Genomic DNA, 20,853 nt, shown 5'->3' with positions numbered 1-20,853 from the left:
GCTGTTATCATTACGTAACGTTATTCGCCTAACGTTTCACGTGTGGGTAAGCCTTCGCTGTCGCCCTGTACCTGAATGGCCAGCGCGCCAATTTTGTTGCCGCGAGTGACGGCCTGATGCAGCGTACGGCCTTCCAGCAGAGCGCTGATCACGCCGACTGCAAAGCCGTCGCCGGCACCGACCGTATCGACCACGTTGTCTACTTTTACCGGGGCGACACTGCCTTTTTCACCGTCGGCGGTTTTATACCAGGCACCGTCTGCGCCCGTTTTCAGCACCACCACTTTCACGCCGTGGCGGAGATAGAAATCCGCAATCCCTTCCGGCGTCTGTTGTCCGGTTAAAATCATCCCTTCTTTCAGGCCGGGTAACACCCAGTCGGCCTGGAAGGCGAGACGGTTCAGTTTCTCAACCATCTCGGCTTCACTTTTCCACAGCACCGGGCGCAGGTTGGGGTCAAAAGAGAGCGTCTTGCCCTGGGCTTTCATGGTGCGCGCCGTGTGTGCCAGTAGTTCATAGGTGCTGGCGGAAAGTGCCGCTGCGACGCCGCTCAGATGCAGATGGCGGGCACTGGAGAAGTACGCGTCGTGATAATCCTCCACGGACAGATGGCTGGCGGCGGAGCCTTTGCGGAAATATTCCACAATGGGATCGGTTCCATTTTCAACTTTAGATTTCAGCTGAAAGCCTGTCGCGTAACGCTCGTCCAGCGTCACGCCTTGCGCATCAATCCCCTCTTTTTTCAGCGAGTTGAGAACAAAGCGACCAAAACTATCGTTGCCTACGCGGCTCACCCAGCCCACTTTCAGACCCAGTCGCGCCAGGCCTGTGGCGACGTTCAGTTCGGCACCGGCGACGCGCTTGATAAACGGCTCGACCTCGGCCAGATCGCCGGTCTGTGTCGCGACAAACATCGCCATCGCTTCGCCGATCGTGATGACATCCAGTGAATGCTTCATGCCTTACTCCTTACGTAACAATTCGACGTAGTGGCGGGTGACCGCAGTCAGATCGGCCCCTTCCAGCGGAAATTCAATGCCGCGTGGAACGTCGGTGGGCAATTGGTTGAGCAGTTCGAGCCAGCGAGACCCGGCGTCGTCCGGGGGGACGGCGCGATAGCTGTTGTGGTGCGCGATGGCGGCTTTGACGTGGACATAACCGACTGACGCGGCCAGTTGACGCGCGGCCTCTTCCGGCGAATCGCCCACCCACAGCCAGTTGCCCATATCAAACGTCAGTTGTATCGGCAGCGCATGTTGCTGACAGGCAGCGTTAAAACGTTGCATGGGAATCAGTTGTCCGCAGGAGGTCTGGTCATTTTCTACCACCAGAGCCATACCGCTGCTTTCCAGCCAGTCGCGCAGGGTGTCAAACTGATCTGCATGGACGAAATGGCCCAGTGAAACCTTCAGCCACAGCGCGCGCAGCGTTTGCGCTTCCTGAAGCAGCGACGGCAGTTGCGGATTAAGGCGGCCATCTTCCATGAACAGCGGCTGTGGCGCGGAATAGCAGGCCAGCAGATCGACGCGTTCGATGGCTGAAGCCAGTGTGGGCAGGGCGCTGAGTTCAGCGTCAGTAAACAGTTCGCGGCGAATCTCGACGCCGTCTGCGCCTGCACCGGCAATGACCGGTAGCATTGCGGTTTGTCCGCCGGCAGCGCGGACGGTGTCGTAGCCATAGGCGGCGGTAACCACCATAATTTTTCTCTGCATGGGAACTCCAGAACTAACGCTATTGTGATTACGCTAGATGGAACCGGTTCCAAAGAAAAGCGCGATGTGTCGAAATTATGATCACCATCACGAAGGAAAATTAGCGGGCGGTGGAACCGCGAACGATCAGTTCGCCGGAAAAAACCTGTTCATGAATAGTATCGCTACTGCCTTCAATCCGGCGTACCACCTGTTCGACGGCGGCATAACCAATCTGCCATGTGGGCTGTTTCAGGGTCGTAATCCCGACGCCAGCCAGTTCGGCCCATTCCAGCTCATCGAACCCCAGCAGACCAATATCGCTGCCCCAGTTGAGACCAATGCGTTTCAGCGAGCGGGCGACCTGAAGGGTGAGCGCGCCATTAGCAGAGATCACCGCCTTGCGCATCCCACGATGCTGCTGGTGGAACTGGCGTAAGGTGTTATCGAGCTTCATATTCTCGCTGAGCGGGACTTCGGCGTTTTCGGCGACAACGCCCGGATAGCGTGCCAGCGTTGCCCGAAAAGCGCTCAGCCGTTCACGGCGAGTATTGACCATGCCCAGCGGTTCGCTGAGAAACAGCAGGGCCTCAAAGCCTTGTTCAATCAGGTGCTCGGTGGCCGTGGTGGCGGCCTGGGTGTTGTCCAGTCCGACGACGTCGCAGGCGAAGTCAGGGATTTTGCGATCGATCAATACCATTGGCAACGCAGACTGTTGCAGGCGATTCAGCCCCTCTTCGCGCATCCCCACGGCGTTGACCACGATGCCTTCTACCTGATAACTGCGCAGCAGATCGAGATAGTGCAGTTCCTGGTTCACCTCGTTATTGGTGTTACAGACCAGTGGCGTAAAGCCTTTCTCGCGACAGGCGGCTTCGATACCACTTAAGACGTGGACGGAATAGGGGTTGGTGATATCGGCAATGATCAGGCCAATCAGGCGGGTGCGACCTCGTTTCAGGCCGCGAGCCATCAGGCTGGGGCGATAGTCGAGATCGGCAATAGCTTTTTCAATACGCGCCAGCAGGGCATCAGAGAGCAGGTGTTTTTCGCCGTTGAGATAACGCGAAATGCTGGTTTTACCGGTTTTTGCCGCTTTCGCGACATCGCTGATGGTGGGGCGTGTTGATTTTGCCATGGGAAGTTCTCTCGCCTGAAAGTGAGAACACCTTAACGCGAAAATTGACGATGGCAAGTTGATTCATGCCGGGTAGTAACGTCACCACCCGGCACGACCGTTACTGAATCGGACTTAAGGTAATTTCGACGCGACGGTTCTGAGCTTTCCCTTCCGCCGTGCTGTTGCTGGCGATCGGATTTGCCGGGCCCAGGCCGCTGGTGCGGATGCGGTTGGCGGCAACGCCCTGAGTGATGAGCGAGCTGGCCACGCTGTCCGCACGCTGTTGCGACAGACGCATATTCAGGTCCTGGCCGCCGGTACTGTCGGTATAGCCGATCACATTGACGGCCGTTTTTTCGTACTCTTTCAGCACCATCGCCACACCGGTCAGCGTGTTTGCGCCCGCCGGTTTCAGGGTCGCGCTACTGCTGTCGAAGGTGACGTTATTCGGCATGTTCAGGATGATGTTATCACCGCTTCGCGTCACGCTCACGCCGGTTCCCTGCATTTTGTCGCGCAGTTTTGCTTCCTGCACGTCCATGTAATAACCGACGCCGCCACCGAGCGCCGCGCCCGCCGCTGCGCCAATCAGTGCGCCTTTACCGCGATCTTTCTTCGAGGAAGAGAGGGCGCCGATACCCGCGCCGACCAGCGATCCAATGCCCGCGCCAATGCCGGATTTACCCGCTTCGCGTTCGCCGGTGTAAGGGTTGGTTGTACAGCCAGAAACCGCCAGGGCGCCGCTCACGATAGCGGCAATGACTAAAACACGTTTCTTCATCTTAATTCCTTAATGACATTATTATTTTTTGCCACAGCGACCGTGGCGGTTGATTATGACGTGTGAAGATGAAGAAAATTCCAGGGATCTCTCCGAAATTTGTAAGTAACATTGAACGCCGTAATACATCTGCAGGAGTACCTGGCTTGACGACGCGCAATCTGGTGTTAACCGCCGCCCACTGGGGACCCATTCTTGTCGAAACGGACGGAGAAAAGGTGCTCTCCTCCCGTGGCGCGCTGCCCACCTCGCATCCGAATTCACTGCAAAGCGCGGTCCACGATCAGGTACACAGTAAAACCCGGGTGCGTTATCCGATGGTGCGTAAAGGGTTTCTTGCCTCGCCTGCACAGCCGCAGGGCGTACGTGGACAGGATGAGTTTGTGCGCGTGAGTTGGGACGATGCGCTGGCGCTGATTCATGCGCAGCATAAGCGGATCCGCGACACCTGGGGACCCTCCTCAATTTTTGCCGGTTCTTACGGCTGGCGTTCCAACGGCGTCCTGCACAAATCGGCGACGCTGTTGCAACGCTATATGGCGCTGGCGGGTGGGTACACCGGACATCTGGGCGACTATTCTACCGGCGCGGCGCAGGCCATCATGCCGTACGTGGTGGGCGGCAGTGAAGTTTACCAGCAGCAGACCAGCTGGCCGGTGGTTCTGGAACACAGCGATGTGGTGGTGCTGTGGAGTGCCAACCCACTGAATACACTGAAGATTGCCTGGAACGCGTCGGATGAGCAGGGGATACCTTACTTCGATGCACTGCGCGAAAGCGGAAAACGACTGATCTGTATTGATCCCATGCGATCGGAAAGTGTCGATTTCTTCGGCGACAAGATGGAATGGATTGCGCCGCATATGGGCACCGACGTGGCGCTGATGCTCGGCATCGCGCATACACTGGTGGAAAATGGCTGGCATGATGAGGCGTTTCTCGCCCGCTGTACCACGGGTTATGCGGTCTTCTCAGACTATCTGTTGGGTGTGAGCGACGGGATCGCTAAAACGGCCGAGTGGGCGGCCACGATTTGCGGCGTTCCGGCGGTGAAAATCCGTGAACTGGCGGAATTATTCCATAAAAATACCACTATGCTGATGGTTGGCTGGGGCATGCAGCGTCAGCAGTTTGGCGAACAAAAGCACTGGATGATTGTCACTCTGGCCGCCATGCTGGGACAACCAGGTACACCCGGCGGCGGTTTTGGCCTTTCCTATCACTTTGCCAACGGCGGCAACCCGACGCGTCGTTCTGCCGTACTGGCGTCAATGCAGGGCAGTCTGCAAGGCGGTACTGACGCGGTGGAGAAAATCCCGGTAGCGCGCATTGTGGAAGCGCTGGAAAACCCCGGTGCGCCGTATCAGCACAACGGAATGAATCGCCACTTCCCGGATATCCGCTTCATCTGGTGGGCGGGCGGGGCGAATTTTACCCATCATCAGGACACGAATCGACTGATTCGCGCCTGGCAAAAACCGGAGCTGGTGGTCATCTCGGAATGCTTCTGGACCGCTGCCGCGAAGCATGCCGATATTGTGCTGCCGGCGACGACCTCTTTTGAACGCAACGATCTCACCATGACCGGGGATTACAGCAACCAGCATCTGGTGCCGATGAAGCAGGTTGTGCCGCCGCAGGGTGAAGCGCGCAATGATTTTGACGTCTTTGCCGAACTGAGCGAGCGCTGGGAAGCGGGCGGTTATCAACGCTTCACAGAAGGGAAGAACGAACTGGAATGGCTGGAAACGTTCTATGCTATTGCCGGGCAGCGCGGGGCCAGCCAGCAGGTGACGCTGCCGCCGTTTGCCGAATTCTGGGCTGCTAACCAACTGATTGAAATGCCGGATAATCCGGCCAACGCGCAGTTCATCCGCTTTGCTGATTTTCGTCGTGACCCGGACGCGCATCCACTGAAAACCGACAGCGGTAAGATTGAGATTTACTCGCAGCGGATTGCCAGTTACGGCTATGCGGACTGCCCCGGACATCCGATGTGGCTGGAGCCGGATGAGTGGCACGGCAATGCCGAACCGGGGCAACTACAGGTCGTGTCGGCGCACCCGGCGCATCGTCTGCACAGCCAGCTTAACTACAGTCACCTGCGTGAACGGTACGCCGTCGCGAACCGCGAGCCGGTGACGATTCACCCGCAGGATGCGCAGGCGCACGGTATACGCGAGGGCGATACGGTGCGTATTTGGAATCACCGTGGTCAGATCCTTGCGGGTGCAGTGGTTACCGACGGCATCAAACCCGGCGTGATCTGCATTCATGAAGGGGCATGGCCGGATCTCGACCCGACGGCCGGCGGCATCTGTAAAAATGGCGCGGTGAACGTACTGACTAAGGATCTGCCCAGTTCGCGTCTGGGGAACGGCTGTGCGGGCAATACCGCGCTGGCGTGGCTGGAGAAATACAGCGGACCAGCGCTTACGCTTACTGCGTTTAATCCGCCCGCCAGCCCATAATCCAGGTGGGATGTTGGGTATCTTCCTGCCATGCGCTGTCTTCAATACGAAAGCCCAGCGCATGGTAGAAATTCACCGCGTTCTGATTTTTTTGATATACCTCGAGGCTCAGTACGCTAAAACGCTGCTGAACATGCTGCACCAGCGCTTTACCAATCCCACTGCGTAACGTATCCGGGGCGACAAACAGCGCCCCGAGAAAGCGTTGTTCCATGACGCTGACAAACCCTTTCAGCGTCCCTTTCTCTTCCCAGACCCAGGTTCTGGCAGCGGGTAGGTAAACATCGCGCACAACCTCTTCGCTCTCGTGCCAGTAACGTTCAGGGATAAAAGGATGCGCATAGATGGTACTTTCCAGCCATAGCTCCAGCAGTGCCGTCATGTCAGCATTATGAAACTCGCGAATCATTTTTATCTCCTGGATGACAGAAACAACCGGTGATGTGGTCATTGACCAGTCCGCAGGCCTGCATGAAGGAGTAGCAAATGGTCGTACCGACGAATTTAAATCCCCGTTTTTTTAACGCTTTTGACAAGGCGTCCGAGGCGGGAGTGGAGGTTGGGATCTCGCCCAACGTGGCGGCGCGGGTGATTTGCGGCTGATTTTCCACAAATGACCAGACAAAGTCGGCAAACGGTTCGCCGTTTTGTTCCATCGCCAGATACGCCCGGGCATTACCGATGATGGCCTGAATTTTCCCCCGATGGCGGATAATCCCGGCATCAAGCAGCAATCTTTCCACATCGTCTTCCTGCATGGCTGCCACGCGTACGGGATCGAAGTGGTGGAAGTTAGTGCGATAATTTTCGCGCTTCTTGAGGACGGTAATCCACGAAAGTCCGGCCTGCTGACCTTCCAGGCAGATCATTTCGAACAGTTTTTTACCGTCGTGCTCGGGCATGCCCCATTCGTTATCATGGTAGGCAATATAAAGCGGGTCCTGACTGACCCAACCGCAACGTTCCATACTTTCCCTCGCTCTTTGACTTGCCATAAAAATATCGTTCCGGGCACCTTGACGCGCCAGCGAAAAAGACAATATTTAATACAGGGCTTTCGCCTGTCATCCTTAAATTACAATGACAATAATATCGCCGATTTCGGCTCTCTTCTGGAGTCGCATTGATGATGATAAAAAAATGCAGTGGTCGCCGGGAAATCATTCTCCTGGCGAGCGTCGTGGTCTGTTCGCTTTACATCAACACAGCCCGCGCCTGGCAGCAAGAATATATCGTTGATACCACGTCTGGATATACGACTGAACGCTATACATGGGACAGCGATCACCAACCGCGCTATGACGACATTCTGGCTGAACGTATCCGGACGACACAAAGTGTGCCGGGTCTGGCCGTTAATCTTGAGCAGGCTTCGCCGATGGAGGCAACCAGCGGCATGAGTATGGGCTGGAATTTTCCCGTCTCTGGCGGCGTAACAACCGGGCCAGTCGCGGCGTTGCATTACGATGGCACCACGTCCTCCATTTATAACGAATTTGGCGACAGTGTGACCAGCCAATCGTCCGACCCGCTATGGCATGCCAGCGTCAGTACGCTGGGCTGGCGGGTGAATTCGCAATTTGGCGATCTGCGGCCGTGGGCGCAAATCAGCTACAACCAGCAGTTTGGCGACAATGTCTGGAAGGCGCAGTCGGGACTCAGTCGAATGACGGCGACCACTCAGGACAGTAACTGGCTGGACGTGACCGTGGGTGCCGATATGCTACTTAATCAGCATATGGCGGCCTATGCCGCACTCTCGCAGGCGGAAAACACCACCAACAGTACCGACTACCTCTACACGATGGGGGTGAGTGCCAGGTTTTAACCTGTCATTTACAATTTAAACCCAGTGATAACAGTATCTGTGGCGATAGTACGCACTAACTGACGGGGCAAAAATTTATTCAATGAATATTTGTCTCGTCATTCATTCCGCATTCCAGGCATTTCATTCCGTTCTGATGGCACTTCATGCCGTTTTCTCCCTGCATAAAATGCATTTCGTTATGGTTGTCGGCAGAGAATTTTCCCTTTTGCTTATGCAGGAAGACTGCCATGAAAACCGCATCGTATCAGCGCACCCGTTGGTTGACCCTTATCGGTACTATCATTACGCAATTCGCCTTAGGTTCTGTGTATACCTGGAGCCTGTTTAATGGCGTGCTTTCCGAAAAATTGGGTGAGCCCGTCAGCCAGGTGGCCTTTTCTTTTGGCTTGTTGAGCTTAGGTCTGGCGATATCCTCTTCTGTCGCCGGGAAGTTGCAGGAACGTTTTGGCGTGAAACGCGTCACGATGGCGTCCGGTATACTGCTCGGGCTGGGCTTTTTCCTGACCGCACACTCCAGTAATCTGACGATGCTGTGGCTGAGCGCGGGCGTACTGGTGGGACTGGCGGATGGCGCGGGCTATCTGTTAACGCTGTCTAACTGTGTGAAGTGGTTCCCGGAGCGAAAAGGGCTGATCTCCGCCTTTGCCATTGGCTCTTATGGTCTCGGAAGCCTGGGGTTCAAATTCATCGATAGCCAACTTCTGGCGACCGTCGGTCTGGAAAACACCTTTGTGATTTGGGGCGCGATTGTGCTGGTGATGATCGTCTTCGGCTCCACGCTGATGAAAGATGCACCCAATCAGGAAGTCAAAACGCAAAACGGCGTGGTGGAAAACGACTACACCCTGGCGCAATCTATGCGTAAACCGCAGTACTGGATGCTGGCGGTGATGTTCCTGACGGCGTGCATGAGCGGGCTGTATGTGATTGGCGTGGCGAAAGATATCGCTCAGGGGCTGGCGCATATGGATGTGGCTTCGGCGGCCAATGCGGTGACGGTGATTTCGATTGCCAACCTGTCTGGTCGCCTGGTGCTGGGTATCCTGTCCGACAAAATTGCCCGTATCCGTGTGATCACCATTGGTCAGGTGGTGTCGTTGGTGGGGATGGCCGCTCTGCTGTTTGCGCCACTGAATGCACTGACCTTCTTTGCAGCCATTGCCTGTATTGCCTTTAACTTTGGTGGGACTATCACCGTCTTCCCGTCACTGGTCAGCGAGTTCTTCGGTCTGAACAACCTGGCGAAAAACTACGGTGTGATTTACCTGGGCTTCGGGATTGGCAGCATCTGCGGTTCGATTATCGCGTCGCTGTTCGGCGGGTTCTACATTACCTTCTGCGTCATCTTCGCGCTGCTGATTCTCTCACTGGCGCTCTCCACCACCATTCGTCAGCCAACACGCAATGTGCTGGAAATGGCGCACGCCTGATATCCGCTAAGGTTTTCCACAGGCCAGCCGACGAGCTGGCCTTTTTTGTGATTTTTGCTGTGAATAATCCGCTTTCAAACTTGATTTTTTGTAAATATCTCTTTCGATCACATTCTCTGTTGCCACTTTCTTTGCTGCATGTGGTCTACTTAGCCGCGCGTGTCGATTTTACTATTTGACTACCTTCGCAATTTCACCTGCCCGGCGGATGTCGCCGCGCGCAGGCGGTGTTAACCCCTCGATTTCCAGGGCCTGCTTGCATGAGATACATTACGTCGATGTCGCAGCAAAAGCTGAGTTTTTTGCTCGCGATCTATATCGGTCTGTTTATGAATGGCGCGGTTTACCTCCGTCGGTTTGACGGTTACGCGCAAGACTTTACCCTCTGGAATGGAATCTCCGCGGTGGTTGAACTGGCTGGCACAGTGCTGGCAACGTTCTTCTTTTTACGACTCCTGTCACTGTCCGGCAGGGCAGTATGGCGTGTTCTGGCTTCGTTGCTGGTGCTGATTTCAGCGGGCGCAAGTTATTACATGACCTTTATGAACGTGATGATTGGTTACGGTATCGTGGCCTCGGTCATGACCACGGATATCGACCTCTCTAAAGAAGTGGTCGGCTGGACGTTCGTCCTCTGGCTGGTGGCGGTGAGTATTATCCCGCTGATATTTATCTGGTTTAACCGCTCGACGGATACCCTCTGGCGTCAACTTTGTACGCCTAAAGTGCGTTGGCGTAGCGCGCTGATCGTGCTGATGGCGGGGCTGCTGGTTTGGGTGCCGATTCGTCTTCTGGAGATGCATCAGAAACGTGCCGATCGTATTGCTGGTGTAGATATGCCGAGCTACGGCGGCGTGCTGGCGAACTCCTATCTGCCGTCAAACTGGCTGTCTGCCCTTGGCCTGTATGCCTGGGCGCAGGTGGATGAATCGTCCGATAACAAATCGCTCATCAACCCGGCGAAGAAGTTCACCTATACCCCGACACAGAATCTGGATGACACCTACGTGATTTTCATCATTGGTGAAACCACGCGTTGGGATCATATGGGGATGTTGGGTTATGAACGCGACACCACGCCGAAGCTCGCCAAAGAGAAGAACCTGGTGATGTATCGAGGCTATTCCTGCGATACCGCGACGAAACTGTCGCTGCGCTGCATGTTCGTTCGTCAGGGTGGAGCCGAGGACAACCCCCAGCGTACGCTGAAAGAACAGAACGTCTTTGCGGTGCTTAAACAGTTAGGTTTTAGCTCCGATCTCTTCGCGATGCAGAGTGAGATGTGGTTCTACAGCAACACGATGGCCGACAACATTGCCTATCGTGAACAGATTGCCGCTGAGCCGCGTAACCGGGGTAAAGCCGTGGATGATATGCTGCTGGTGAATGAGATTGATCGTTCGCTGCAGGAAAATCCGCAGGGTAAGCATCTGATTGTGCTGCACACCAAGGGCTCTCACTACAACTACACCCAGCGTTATCCTCGCGAGTTCGCCCAGTGGAAGCCGGAATGTTACGCTATCGATCGTAAGTGTCCGAAAGACCTGATGATTAATTCGTACGATAACTCAGTTACCTACGTCGATCACTTTATCGATACGGTGATTGATCAGGTGCGTGATAAGAAAGCAATTGTGTTCTACGCAGCCGATCACGGTGAGTCGATCAACGAGCGGGAGCACCTGCACGGTACGCCGCGCAAGATGGCGCCACCGGAGCAGTTCCGCGTGCCGATGATGGTCTGGATGTCGGATAAATATCTGGAGAACCCGACTAACGCGCAGGCGTTCGCGCATCTGAAGAAGGAAGCGGAAATGAAGGTGCCGCGCCGTCATGTGGAGCTATACGACACCATCATGGGTTGTCTCGGCTATACCTCGCCGAATGGCGGAATTAATGAGAACAACAACTGGTGTCATATCCCTGATGGATCGAAAAGCGTCGCTCAGTAAAAGGGCTGACGACTTTCTCGCCGATCAAATGGCATTTTGCGACTAAGGGATTGACGGGGGCGCACCTGCGCAGTAAGATGCGCCCCGCATTCGGTGATTGGCGCAGCCTGGTAGCGCACTTCGTTCGGGACGAAGGGGTCGGAGGTTCGAATCCTCTATCACCGACCAAATTCAAAACCCTGCTCAACGAGCAGGGTTTTTTGCATTCGGAGCCCGAGAGGATGAGAACCTCCGGGGGCAGAGGTTCGACTCGAGCGGAGCGAGAGAACGTTGCGCCAGCAACGGCCCGAAGGGCGAGCCACGACGTGGCAAGTCATCCTCTATCACCGACCAAATTCAAAACCCTGCTCAACGAGCAGGGTTTTTTGCATTCAGAGCCCGAGAGGATGAGAACCTCCGGGGGCAGAGGTTCGACTCGAGCGGAGCGAGAGAACGTTGCGCCAGCAACGGCCCGAAGGGCAAGCCATGACGTGGCGAGTCATCCTCTATCACCGACCAAATTCAAAACCCTGCTCAACGAGCAGGTTTTTTTGCATTCAGAACCCGAGAGGATAAGAACCTCCGGGGGCAGAGGTTCGATTTAATAAAGGGCGTCTATCGCAACATGACAGGGGCACAAACTTCCTGTGCGGCCATCTTCTACCCAAGAGCAGTAAAAAAAGCCGTAACGTTATCCGTTGCGGCTTTTTGCAGGGGGAGTGATTTTACAGACGTTCAACTTCGATAGTTAATGCGCTTTTCACATTGCCCTGAGTCGGTGTTTGCCCGGTTAATTTTACCAGGTTAAAGCCAAGGATTGCTGCGGCCACGGTGGCATTGTAGGTATTATCATCTAAATCAACAGCGTTACCCGAAAAATCATAAAGGCCAACGCCTACGCCCTGTGCCGCCTCTTCGGAAGTATCCGTATTCGCGAGTACTTCGCCTGTTGCTTCATCCGCTACGCCGGTAAATTTATAGGCAATACGACCCGCCAGAATCAGATCTTCACAACCTTGATCGCCCGACATCGTCAGTTGGATAGTCTCTGAAGGAAGCTCTGCCGTGCCCTGCTCACGCAGATTGGTCACATCGGTCGACAGATTAATCATTGTCTTCGAAACGTTGACCGTGCATGACGCGGTAATATCCGCGCTACCTGTCACCGAACCTGCAATACTGACGACAGCGGAAGTGTCTTCCGCATGTACGTTGGCGACCATAAATAATGTGGATACAACTAATCCTATAATACTCTTATTCATATACAATCCTTATGTATTTAATGTTTGAAATAGATTCTACATTTCCGTTAAGTATACCGTCTCAGTTTGAGTGAGTATCGAAATGAGTCTATCTAAGTGGTTGCATCAATAGGAAATATTAGTGTAATGCTTTTTATCCAGACAAAAAGCATTTAATCGTCTAATTCTGGAAAGCAGGTGTTCAGGCGGGTTTAGTCATTATTGGTAAGCTTGAAATATAAATTATGCGAATGATTTAGAAGGCGATAATAAATTAATTCTTAAATTCTACTGTATATAAATAGATTGAGTGTTCTGGGTTAGAGAAAGGCATTTATCAGGAATTCTGAAGGCGGTTGTTGACCGCATGTAACCTGATAAGAGTGGCAATGAACCAGAGAACGCGGGAAGCGAAAGTCGCGCCTCTGGGTATTCGCATTGTGATGGCAATGAGACTGATGCAGGATGAACTTATCCGGTGTTTGAGAGGTAAGCCGGGGACGATCTCAAAAATGCTGAGGAAAATACACAGTGGTTTATCCTGCCGAAGAAAAGAAGACGGCTGAATGGGAGGAGCGTCCATATCTCAAAAAATCAGTATCCCGTTCACTCAAAACATCTTGAATGGTGGCGTTGCTTTTGAGCCGGTTTTTTTGCATTTGTAGGCCTGATAAGCGAAGCGCCATCAGGCAATTGGTTGCACCTTACCCGCCCTGGGGATGACCTTCATTTCTGCTACAAAAAATGCGCACCACTTCTCACTATCCATTAACGATTTTGTGACATATTCCATTGTCTTTTTTTATCTATGCGTGGATCTTTTTTTGCGTTACTTATGGCTGGCGCTAGCATTTTCAACTGTGCGTTTTAACGTTCGTGGGATTTATCGCTCAGATATGCACCATTTCGTCAGAAATTTTTTTTATTCTGCACAATTGTTAATCACTAAATGTTGATAAATATTAAGGTATTTATTCTGGCATTCAGGGCGTAGCATAAATTTCTCTGCTGAAAATACCCGCCTGAAGTTTTTTTAATCTTTGTTTGCTAATTCTCACCGTTGTTGTAAATCATGGTTACCTGTATTGACGTTTTCACATTCTGTTGACAGATTGTAGGGCATGAGGGGCATTTCATGGAGAATCCGCGCTGCTACTCAGTTGCTTATGTGAACGGAATCCCCATCCTCTTCACGCCGACCCAGCCGGTTAAAAAACAAAAAAGGCCAGGCGGTGCAAACCCATTGCAAAGGGTAAAACAACAACATCACATTTGGAGCAGAAGAATGAGTATTTCCTTGAAGAAGTCAGGGATGCTGAAGCTTGGTCTGAGCCTTCTGGCTATGACTGTCGCAGCAAGTGTACAGGCTAAAACTCTGGTTTATTGTTCAGAAGGTTCTCCTGAAGGTTTCAACCCGCAGCTGTTTACCTCTGGCACAACCTATGACGCCAGCTCAGTACCCATCTATAACCGTCTGGTCGAATTCAAAACCGGGACAACGGAAGTGATTCCGGGCCTCGCTGAGAAGTGGGAAATCAGTGAAGACGGTAAAACCTACACCTTCCACCTGCGCCAGGGCGTGAAGTGGCAGGACAATAAAGAATTTAAACCGACCCGTGATTTCAACGCCGATGACGTGGTGTTCTCTTTCGATCGTCAGAAAAACGCACAAAACCCGTACCACAAAGTATCTGGCGGCAGCTATGAATACTTTGAAGGCATGGGCCTGCAAGACCTGATCAGTGAAGTGAAGAAAGTGGACGACAACACCGTTCAGTTCGTGCTGACGCGTCCGGAAGCGCCGTTCCTTGCCGACCTGGCGATGGACTTCGCCTCTATTCTTTCTAAAGAATATGCCGACAACATGCTGAAAGCCGGCTCGCCGGAGAAAGTAGACCTGAACCCAATCGGTACTGGTCCGTTCCAGTTGCAGCAGTACCAGAAAGACTCCCGTATTCTCTATAAAGCGTTCGAAGGTTACTGGGGCACCAAGCCGCAGATCGACCGTCTGGTCTTCTCCATCACGCCTGACGCTTCCGTGCGTTACGCCAAACTGCAGAAGAACGAGTGCCAGGTGATGCCGTACCCGAACCCGGCTGACATCGCCCGCATGAAGCAGGACAAAAACATCAACCTGATGGAACAGGCAGGTCTGAACGTCGGTTACCTCTCTTTCAATACCGAGAAAAAACCGTTCGATGACGTGAAAGTGCGTCAGGCGCTGACCTACGCGGTGAACAAAGACGCGATCATCAAAGCCGTTTATCAGGGTGCGGGCGTGGCCGCGAAGAACCTGATCCCGCCAACCATGTGGGGCTATAACGACGACATTAAAGACTACACCTACGATCCTGAGAAAGCGAAAGCCCTGCTGAAAGAAGCCGGTCAGGATAAGGGCTTTACCGTTGAGCTGTGGGCAATGCCAGTGCAGCGTCCGTACAACCCGAACGCTCGCCGTATGGCCGAGATGGTTCAGGCTGACTGGGCGAAGATTGGTGTTCAGGCCAAGATTGTGACCTACGAGTGGGGCGAGTATCTGAAACGCGCCAAAGCGGGTGAGCATCAGGCGGTAATGATGGGCTGGACCGGCGACAATGGGGATCCGGATAACTTCTTCGCGACCCTGTTCAGCTGCGCTGCGGCGAAAGACGGTTCCAACTACTCTCGCTGGTGCTACAAGCCGTTTGAAGACCTGATTCAACCGGCGCGTGCGACCGACGACCACAACAAGCGTATTGAGCTCTACAAACAGGCTCAGGTGGTGATGCATGACCAGGCTCCGGCGCTGATCGTGGCTCACTCCACCGTGTATGAACCTGTGCGTAAAGAAGTCAAAGGCTATGTGGTTGATCCATTAGGTAAACACCACTTCGAAAACGTCTCAGTCGAATAATTAAAAGCAACGTCAGGTGAGCGCTACGCACCGTTAAGTCGGTTCGCGTCGCGCCACCTGGCAGTAATGCTTTATCCCCTTCTCATTGAGGAGGGGATAAGATTTGTGAGCAATACAGACTCACGGTTCCAGGCCGTGTGTCATGAGAGAGAATCCGGGTTATGTTGCAGTTCATTCTCCGACGTTTGGGACTCGTCATCCCCACGTTTATCGGTATCACCCTTCTCACCTTTGCTTTTGTCCATATGATCCCCGGCGATCCGGTGATGATCATGGCAGGTGAGCGTGGTATCTCCCCTGAGCGTCATGCTCAACTGTTGGCTGAACTCGGTCTCGATAAGCCGATGTGGCAGCAGTACCTCCATTACATCTGGGGGGTTATGCATGGCGATTTAGGCATCTCGCTGAAAAGCCGTTTACCGGTGTGGGACGAGTTCGTGCCTCGCTTTAAAGCGACGCTGGAACTGGGTGTCTGCGCCATGATTTTCGCCACCGCCGTGGGCATTCCCGTGGGCGTCCTGGCTGCCGTTAAGCGCGGTTCCATTTTCGATCATACCGCTGTTGGCCTGGCGCTGACCGGTTACTCCATGCCGATTTTCTGGTGGGGCATGATGCTTATCATGCTGGTCTCCGTACAGCTCAACCTGACTCCTGTCTCCGGACGCGTCAGCGATATGGTGTTCCTTGATGACTCTAATCCGCTGACCGGCTTTATGCTGATAGACACGGCGATCTGGGGCGAAGAGGGCAACTTCATTGATGCCGTGGCGCATATGATCCTGCCGGCAATGGTGCTCGGCACCATCCCTCTGGCGGTGATTGTGCGTATGACCCGTTCGTCGATGCTGGAAGTGCTGGGCGAAGATTACATCCGTACCGCGCGCGCCAAAGGGTTGACGCGTATGCGCGTCATCATCATTCACGCGCTGCGTAACGCCATGCTGCCGGTGGTGACCGTGATTGGTCTGCAGGTGGGAACGCTGCTGGCGGGCGCCATTCTGACCGAAACCATTTTCTCGTGGCCTGGCCTTGGGCGCTGGTTGATTGATGCGCTGCAACGTCGCGATTATCCGGTTGTACAAGGTGGGGTGTTACTGGTGGCGACGATGATTATTCTCGTCAACCTGCTGGTCGACCTGTTGTACGGCGTGGTGAACCCGCGTATTCGACATAAGAAGTAAGGGGCCATCATGTCACAGGTTACTGAAAATAAAGTTGTTGCTGCACCGGTGCCGATGACGCCGATGCAGGAGTTCTGGCACTATTTTAAACGCAACAAGGGCGCCGTGGTGGGACTGGTGTACGTCGCGATCATGATCCTGATTGCGGTATTCGCCAACTTCCTGGCACCGTATAACCCGGCAGACCAGTTCCGCGATGTCCTGCTGGCACCGCCTGCCTGGCAGGAAGGCGGCAGCATGGCGCATCTGTTGGGGACCGACGATGTGGGTCGCGATGTCCTGTCGCGCCTGATGTACGGCGCGCGTTTGTCGCTGCTGGTGGGCTGCCTGGTGGTGGTGCTGTCGCTGGTGATGGGCGTGGTGTTGGGCCTTGTTGCCGGGTATTTTGGCGGCATCGTTGATAACATCATTATGCGTATCGTCGACATCATGCTGGCGTTGCCGAGCCTGCTGCTCGCGCTGGTGCTGGTGGCGGTCTTCGGGCCCTCAATTGGTAACGCCGCGCTGGCGCTGACGTTCGTCGCGCTGCCGCACTATGTGCGACTGACGCGCGCCGCCGTGCTGGTGGAGGTCAACCGCGATTACGTGACCGCCTCCCGCGTGGCGGGTGCCGGTGCGATGCGCCAGATGTTTATCAACATCTTCCCGAATTGCCTTGCGCCGCTGATCGTTCAGGCGTCGCTCGGTTTCTCTAACGCCATTCTCGATATGGCCGCGCTTGGCTTCCTGGGCATGGGTGCGCAACCGCCAACACCAGAGTGGGGCACAATGCTCGCGGATGTGTTGCAGTTTGCGCAAAGCGCCTGGTGGGTCGTGACCTTCCCGGGTCTGGCGATCCTGCTGACGGTGCTGGCATTTAACCTGATGGGTGACGGTCTGCGTGACGCGCTCGATCCCAAACTGAAGCAGTAAGAGGCTCGAGATGGCGTTATTAAATGTAGATAAATTATCGGTGCATTTCGGCGATGTTGGCTCCGAATTCCGCGCCGTAGACCGCATCAGCTACAGTGTGAATCAGGGTGAAGTGGTCGGTATTGTCGGTGAATCTGGCTCAGGGAAATCGGTCAGTTCACTGGCGATTATGGGGCTGATTGATTATCCGGGCCGCGTGATGGCGGAGAACCTGCTGTTCAACGGTCAGGACCTCAAGCGTATCTCTGAGAAAGAGCGACGTAATCTGGTGGGTGCCGAAGTGGCGATGATTTTCCAGGACCCGATGACCAGCCTGAACCCGTGCTACACCGTCGGTTTCCAGATTATGGAAGCGATCAAGGTGCATCAGGGCGGCAACAAGAAAACCCGTCGTCAGCGGGCGATTGACCTGCTGAACCAGGTGGGGATCCCCGATCCGGCCTCGCGCCTGGACGTGTATCCGCACCAGCTTTCCGGTGGGATGAGCCAGCGCGTGATGATCGCGATGGCGATTGCCTGTCGACCGAAGCTGTTGATTGCCGATGAGCCAACGACGGCGCTGGACGTGACCATCCAGGCGCAAATCATCGAACTGCTGCTGGAACTGCAGCAGAAAGAGAACATGGCGCTGGTGCTCATCACCCATGACCTGGCGCTGGTGGCGGAAGCCGCGCACAAAATCATTGTGATGTACGCTGGTCAGGTGGTGGAAACGGGGGCAGCGCACGATATTTTCCGCGCACCGCGTCACCCTTATACCCAGGCGCTGTTGCGTGCCCTGCCGGAGTTCGCTCAGGATAAAGCGCGACTGGCCTCGCTGCCAGGCGTGGTGCCGGGGAAATATGACCGCCCGCTGGGCTGTCTGCTGAACCCGCGTTGCCCCTATGCGACGGACAAATGCCGCAGCGAAGAACCTGAACTGGCCCAGTTGGATGGTGGTCGCCAGTCGAAATGTCATTACCCACTCGATGATGCCGGGAGGCCCACACTATGAGTACGCATGAGGCCACCTCGCAACAACTGTTGTTGCAGGCAATCGACCTGAAAAAATACTACCCGGTGAAGAAGGGGATTTTCTCCCCGGAACGTCTGGTGAAAGCGCTCGACGGCGTATCCTTTACCCTTGAACGCGGTAAAACGCTGGCGGTGGTGGGCGAGTCTGGCTGTGGGAAATCCACGCTTGGCCGTCTGCTGACGATGATTGAAACGCCGACGGGCGGCGAACTGTATTACCAGGGACAGGATTTACTTAAGCACGATCCGCATGCGCAGAAACTGCGCCGGCAGAAAATCCAGATTGTGTTCCAGAACCCGTACGGTTCGTTGAACCCGCGTAAGAAAGTGGGGCAGATTCTGGAAGAACCCCTGCTGATCAACACCTCGCTCAACAAAGAACAGCGCCGTGAAAAAGCGCTGGCGATGATGGCGAAAGTGGGGCTGAAAACTGAGCACTACGACCGCTATCCGCATATGTTCTCCGGCGGCCAGCGCCAGCGTATTGCTATCGCTCGCGGGCTGATGCTGGATCCGGATGTAGTGATTGCCGATGAACCCGTCTCCGCGCTCGATGTTTCCGTCCGTGCGCAGGTACTGAACCTGATGATGGATTTGCAGCAGGAACTGGGGCTGTCATACGTCTTTATCTCTCACGATCTGTCGGTCGTCGAGCACATTGCTGATGAAGTGATGGTGATGTACTTAGGCCGTTGCGTGGAGAAAGGGACGAAGGACCAGATCTTCAACAACCCGCGCCATCCGTACACTCAGGCGCTGCTCTCCGCCACGCCGCGTCTGAACCCGGACGATCGCCGTGAGCGTATCAAGCTGACCGGTGAGCTCCCCAGCCCGCTGAATCCGCCGCCGGGCTGCGCTTTCAACGCCCGTTGCCGTCGCCGTTTCGGACCCTGCACCCAGTTGCAGCCGCAGCTGAAAGACTACAGCGGTCAACTGGTTGCCTGTTTCGCGGTTGACCAGGATGAAAATACGCAGAAACCCGTCGCGTAAATTCGTCACGTCTCCAGGCCCGAGGATGCGGTTACGCTCTCGGGCTTTTTTTTATTCAATCAGTTTCAGTAGCGGCGACAGGCACAACAGGATCCCGTAGAGCAAAATCAGCCAGGTTTTCAGACCGCGCAACTTTTCCAGTGAGGCGACTTTATAAATCAGGAAAAACGGGATGAGACAGGAGACGATGCCGTACAGCGGGCTGCCCAACTGGAAAAACACCAGCACGGAGACGCGAAACGAAACCCAGACAACAAGCGTTGTGACGATAAAGGCGCAGATCCCAAGCGTAATCACGCGCGAAGGAATGTCCCCGACGTTAACGACGCGACCCAGTACATTCAAAATAAGGCCCTTCATTGCCTCGTGAAACCCCAGGTAGATCCCAAAGAACGCGGTCAGTACGGCAAAGATATTCAGCACCGTCGAGGTGATGTGAATAATCGGGCCCGGTATGACCTGCGCGGCTAACGCCAGTGCGGAAATGTTTTGCTCAAAGGCAGAGACCGCCTCTTCGTGGGTGATAGAGAAAGTGAACGAGAAGGAGAAAAACAGAATCACCGCAATGAGCGTGATGTAGCTGATGCGGTGAGTGCGGATCGCCATGCGGGTTGCCAGTACTCTGTCCGCTTCACGCTTGCGATAGGCAATATTCATCGGGTTGAGAACCTGAATGAAGACCGCCGAAAAGAAGCAGAAGGGGATCGTCAGCAACACGTCGCGAAAGAACACCGGGGCCTCCGGGAAGGCGGTGATATTGCTCAGGTTCCAGTGGGGGATCATCGCCAGCCCAAACACCACGATGATACCGACTTTCACCACCACCATCGGGCCGGAAATTTTAAAAAGCAATTTCTCACCGCCGGAGGCGATCGCCACCAGGGCTGCAAAAATCGCCACTTTATAGACTAATGACTGTGAAAGGTCGACGTCAGTCAGGCCGAAGGTGCGGATATACGACGCGCTGTCGAACACCACGGAAAGCGAGTAGATAAATATGCCGTGGATAATCATCAGGAAGTAAATCACGCCGAGGAAGACCCCCCAGTTTTTCCCCAGGTAATGGCTGATGACGTCGGTATAGTCATGACAGGTTTCGCTCTCGGAGAGCGTTTTCAGATAGATATCCTGTACTATCCAGGTGGCTGGATAGGCAATCAGAGAGGCGGTAATAAAGACCCAGATGCCTTTCAGTCCAATCTGTACCGGCATTAATACCGTTCCTGCGCCAATCGCCATGCCAATACACAGCAAAACCCAGCCAAAATCGTAACGGGTAAACGGTAACGTCTGCGACGCCGGTTTGCCGGATGCGCGGTGAACGGAAAATGGTGATGTGTCGTGCTGCATGGAGTCCCCTGCCA

General features: G+C 54.5%; 17 protein-coding genes, 1 tRNA gene, 2 other RNA genes and 1 pseudogene. 13 read left to right on the top strand and 8 right to left on the bottom strand.

The annotated features are described in order from the left end of the window. Positions 1-20: 20 nt before the first annotated feature. The 4 genes from F384_RS19270 to F384_RS19255 all read right to left on the bottom strand — a co-directional run bounded on the left by F384_RS19270 (position 21) and on the right by F384_RS19255 (position 3,592). A complete protein-coding gene (locus tag F384_RS19270; protein ID WP_046491954.1) occupies positions 21-959 on the bottom strand; it encodes a sugar kinase in 939 nt (312 codons plus the stop codon). 3 nt (positions 960-962) lie between these two features. Then, positions 963-1,712, bottom strand: a complete 750-nt coding sequence (locus tag F384_RS19265) for a sugar phosphate isomerase/epimerase family protein (RefSeq protein WP_046491952.1) — start codon at positions 1,710-1,712, stop codon at positions 963-965. A gap of 100 nt (positions 1,713-1,812) precedes the next feature. Continuing rightward, entirely contained in the window at positions 1,813-2,829 is a 1,017-nt protein-coding gene (locus F384_RS19260) for a LacI family DNA-binding transcriptional regulator (protein WP_046491949.1), read from the bottom strand. A 100-nt stretch (positions 2,830-2,929) separates the two neighbouring features. Next, positions 2,930-3,592 (bottom strand): OmpA family lipoprotein, encoded by a 663-nt coding sequence (locus F384_RS19255; protein ID WP_046491947.1) that lies wholly within the window; start codon positions 3,590-3,592, stop codon positions 2,930-2,932. A gap of 146 nt (positions 3,593-3,738) precedes the next feature. Between F384_RS19255 and F384_RS19250 the strand changes: the two genes are divergently transcribed. Next, complete coding sequence (locus tag F384_RS19250; protein ID WP_046491945.1) at positions 3,739-6,063, top strand: molybdopterin guanine dinucleotide-containing S/N-oxide reductase; 2,325 nt, start codon at positions 3,739-3,741, stop codon at positions 6,061-6,063. On the opposite strand, the gene F384_RS19245 is transcribed toward F384_RS19250, so the two are convergent. Together F384_RS19245 and tag are read right to left on the bottom strand one after the other, a co-directional pair. Beyond that, a complete protein-coding gene (locus F384_RS19245; protein ID WP_046491943.1) occupies positions 6,041-6,472 on the bottom strand; it encodes an N-acetyltransferase in 432 nt (143 codons plus the stop codon). The two genes, F384_RS19250 and F384_RS19245, sit on opposite strands and share 23 nt — an antisense overlap. Continuing rightward, complete coding sequence (tag, locus tag F384_RS19240) at positions 6,453-7,031, bottom strand: DNA-3-methyladenine glycosylase I (RefSeq protein ID WP_046491941.1); 579 nt, start codon at positions 7,029-7,031, stop codon at positions 6,453-6,455. Before tag ends, F384_RS19245 begins: the two co-directional genes overlap by 20 nt. A 158-nt stretch (positions 7,032-7,189) precedes the next feature. Between tag and F384_RS19235 the strand changes: the two genes are divergently transcribed. The 6 genes from F384_RS19235 (at position 7,190) to F384_RS28300 (ending at position 11,774) form a co-directional block, all read left to right on the top strand. Beyond that, entirely contained in the window at positions 7,190-7,891 is a 702-nt protein-coding gene (locus F384_RS19235; protein ID WP_046491939.1) for an autotransporter domain-containing protein, read from the top strand. Between the two features lie 230 nt (positions 7,892-8,121). Then, on the top strand, positions 8,122-9,324 hold the full coding sequence (locus tag F384_RS19230) for an MFS transporter (protein WP_046491937.1): 1,203 nt from the start codon (positions 8,122-8,124) through the stop codon (positions 9,322-9,324). A gap of 260 nt (positions 9,325-9,584) precedes the next feature. Beyond that, positions 9,585-11,276 (top strand): kdo(2)-lipid A phosphoethanolamine 7''-transferase, encoded by a 1,692-nt coding sequence (gene eptB / locus F384_RS19225; protein WP_046491935.1) that lies wholly within the window; start codon positions 9,585-9,587, stop codon positions 11,274-11,276. A 91-nt stretch (positions 11,277-11,367) separates the two neighbouring features. After that, positions 11,368-11,444: transfer RNA gene (locus F384_RS19220), tRNA-Pro, on the top strand. Between the two features lie 32 nt (positions 11,445-11,476). Next, a non-coding RNA gene (locus tag F384_RS28305) (RtT sRNA) lies at positions 11,477-11,609 on the top strand. A gap of 32 nt (positions 11,610-11,641) precedes the next feature. After that, positions 11,642-11,774, top strand: a non-coding RNA gene (locus F384_RS28300) — RtT sRNA. 206 nt (positions 11,775-11,980) lie between these two features. On the opposite strand, the gene F384_RS19210 is transcribed toward F384_RS28300, so the two are convergent. Next, positions 11,981-12,520: a fimbrial protein gene (locus tag F384_RS19210; protein WP_046491931.1), complete on the bottom strand. Its 540-nt coding sequence runs from the start codon at positions 12,518-12,520 to the stop codon at positions 11,981-11,983. A 335-nt stretch (positions 12,521-12,855) separates the two neighbouring features. On the opposite strand from F384_RS19210, the pseudogene F384_RS30470 reads away from it, so the two are divergent. The 6 genes and pseudogenes from F384_RS30470 to dppF form a co-directional block, all read left to right on the top strand. Then, positions 12,856-13,142, top strand: a pseudogene (locus F384_RS30470) (IS4 family transposase); the annotation flags it as partial. Between the two features lie 642 nt (positions 13,143-13,784). Continuing rightward, complete coding sequence (gene dppA / locus F384_RS19205) at positions 13,785-15,392, top strand: dipeptide ABC transporter periplasmic-binding protein DppA (RefSeq protein WP_046491929.1); 1,608 nt, start codon at positions 13,785-13,787, stop codon at positions 15,390-15,392. A 161-nt stretch (positions 15,393-15,553) separates the two neighbouring features. Beyond that, the gene (gene dppB / locus F384_RS19200; RefSeq protein ID WP_042323173.1) at positions 15,554-16,573 is read left to right on the top strand and encodes a dipeptide ABC transporter permease DppB; all 1,020 of its coding nucleotides are present in this window, start codon (positions 15,554-15,556) and stop codon (positions 16,571-16,573) included. Positions 16,574-16,582: 9 nt separating this feature from the next. After that, the gene (gene dppC / locus F384_RS19195; RefSeq protein ID WP_046491927.1) at positions 16,583-17,485 is read left to right on the top strand and encodes a dipeptide ABC transporter permease DppC; all 903 of its coding nucleotides are present in this window, start codon (positions 16,583-16,585) and stop codon (positions 17,483-17,485) included. A gap of 10 nt (positions 17,486-17,495) precedes the next feature. Further along, positions 17,496-18,479, top strand: coding sequence for a dipeptide ABC transporter ATP-binding protein (dppD, locus tag F384_RS19190; protein ID WP_046491925.1), 984 nt, complete (start codon positions 17,496-17,498; stop codon positions 18,477-18,479). Further along, entirely contained in the window at positions 18,476-19,489 is a 1,014-nt protein-coding gene (gene dppF, locus F384_RS19185; RefSeq protein ID WP_046491923.1) for a dipeptide ABC transporter ATP-binding subunit DppF, read from the top strand. Before dppD ends, dppF begins: the two co-directional genes overlap by 4 nt. 51 nt (positions 19,490-19,540) lie before the next feature. Here dppF and F384_RS19180 read toward each other — a convergent pair whose 3' ends face one another. Next, positions 19,541-20,839 (bottom strand): amino acid permease, encoded by a 1,299-nt coding sequence (locus tag F384_RS19180; protein WP_046491921.1) that lies wholly within the window; start codon positions 20,837-20,839, stop codon positions 19,541-19,543. Between the last annotated feature and the right edge of the window lie 14 nt (positions 20,840-20,853).

This window comes from Citrobacter amalonaticus Y19 (assembly GCF_000981805.1).
Lineage (GTDB): Bacteria > Pseudomonadota > Gammaproteobacteria > Enterobacterales > Enterobacteriaceae > Citrobacter_A > Citrobacter_A amalonaticus_C.
This window is presented reverse-complemented; position numbering and strand designations above follow the sequence as displayed.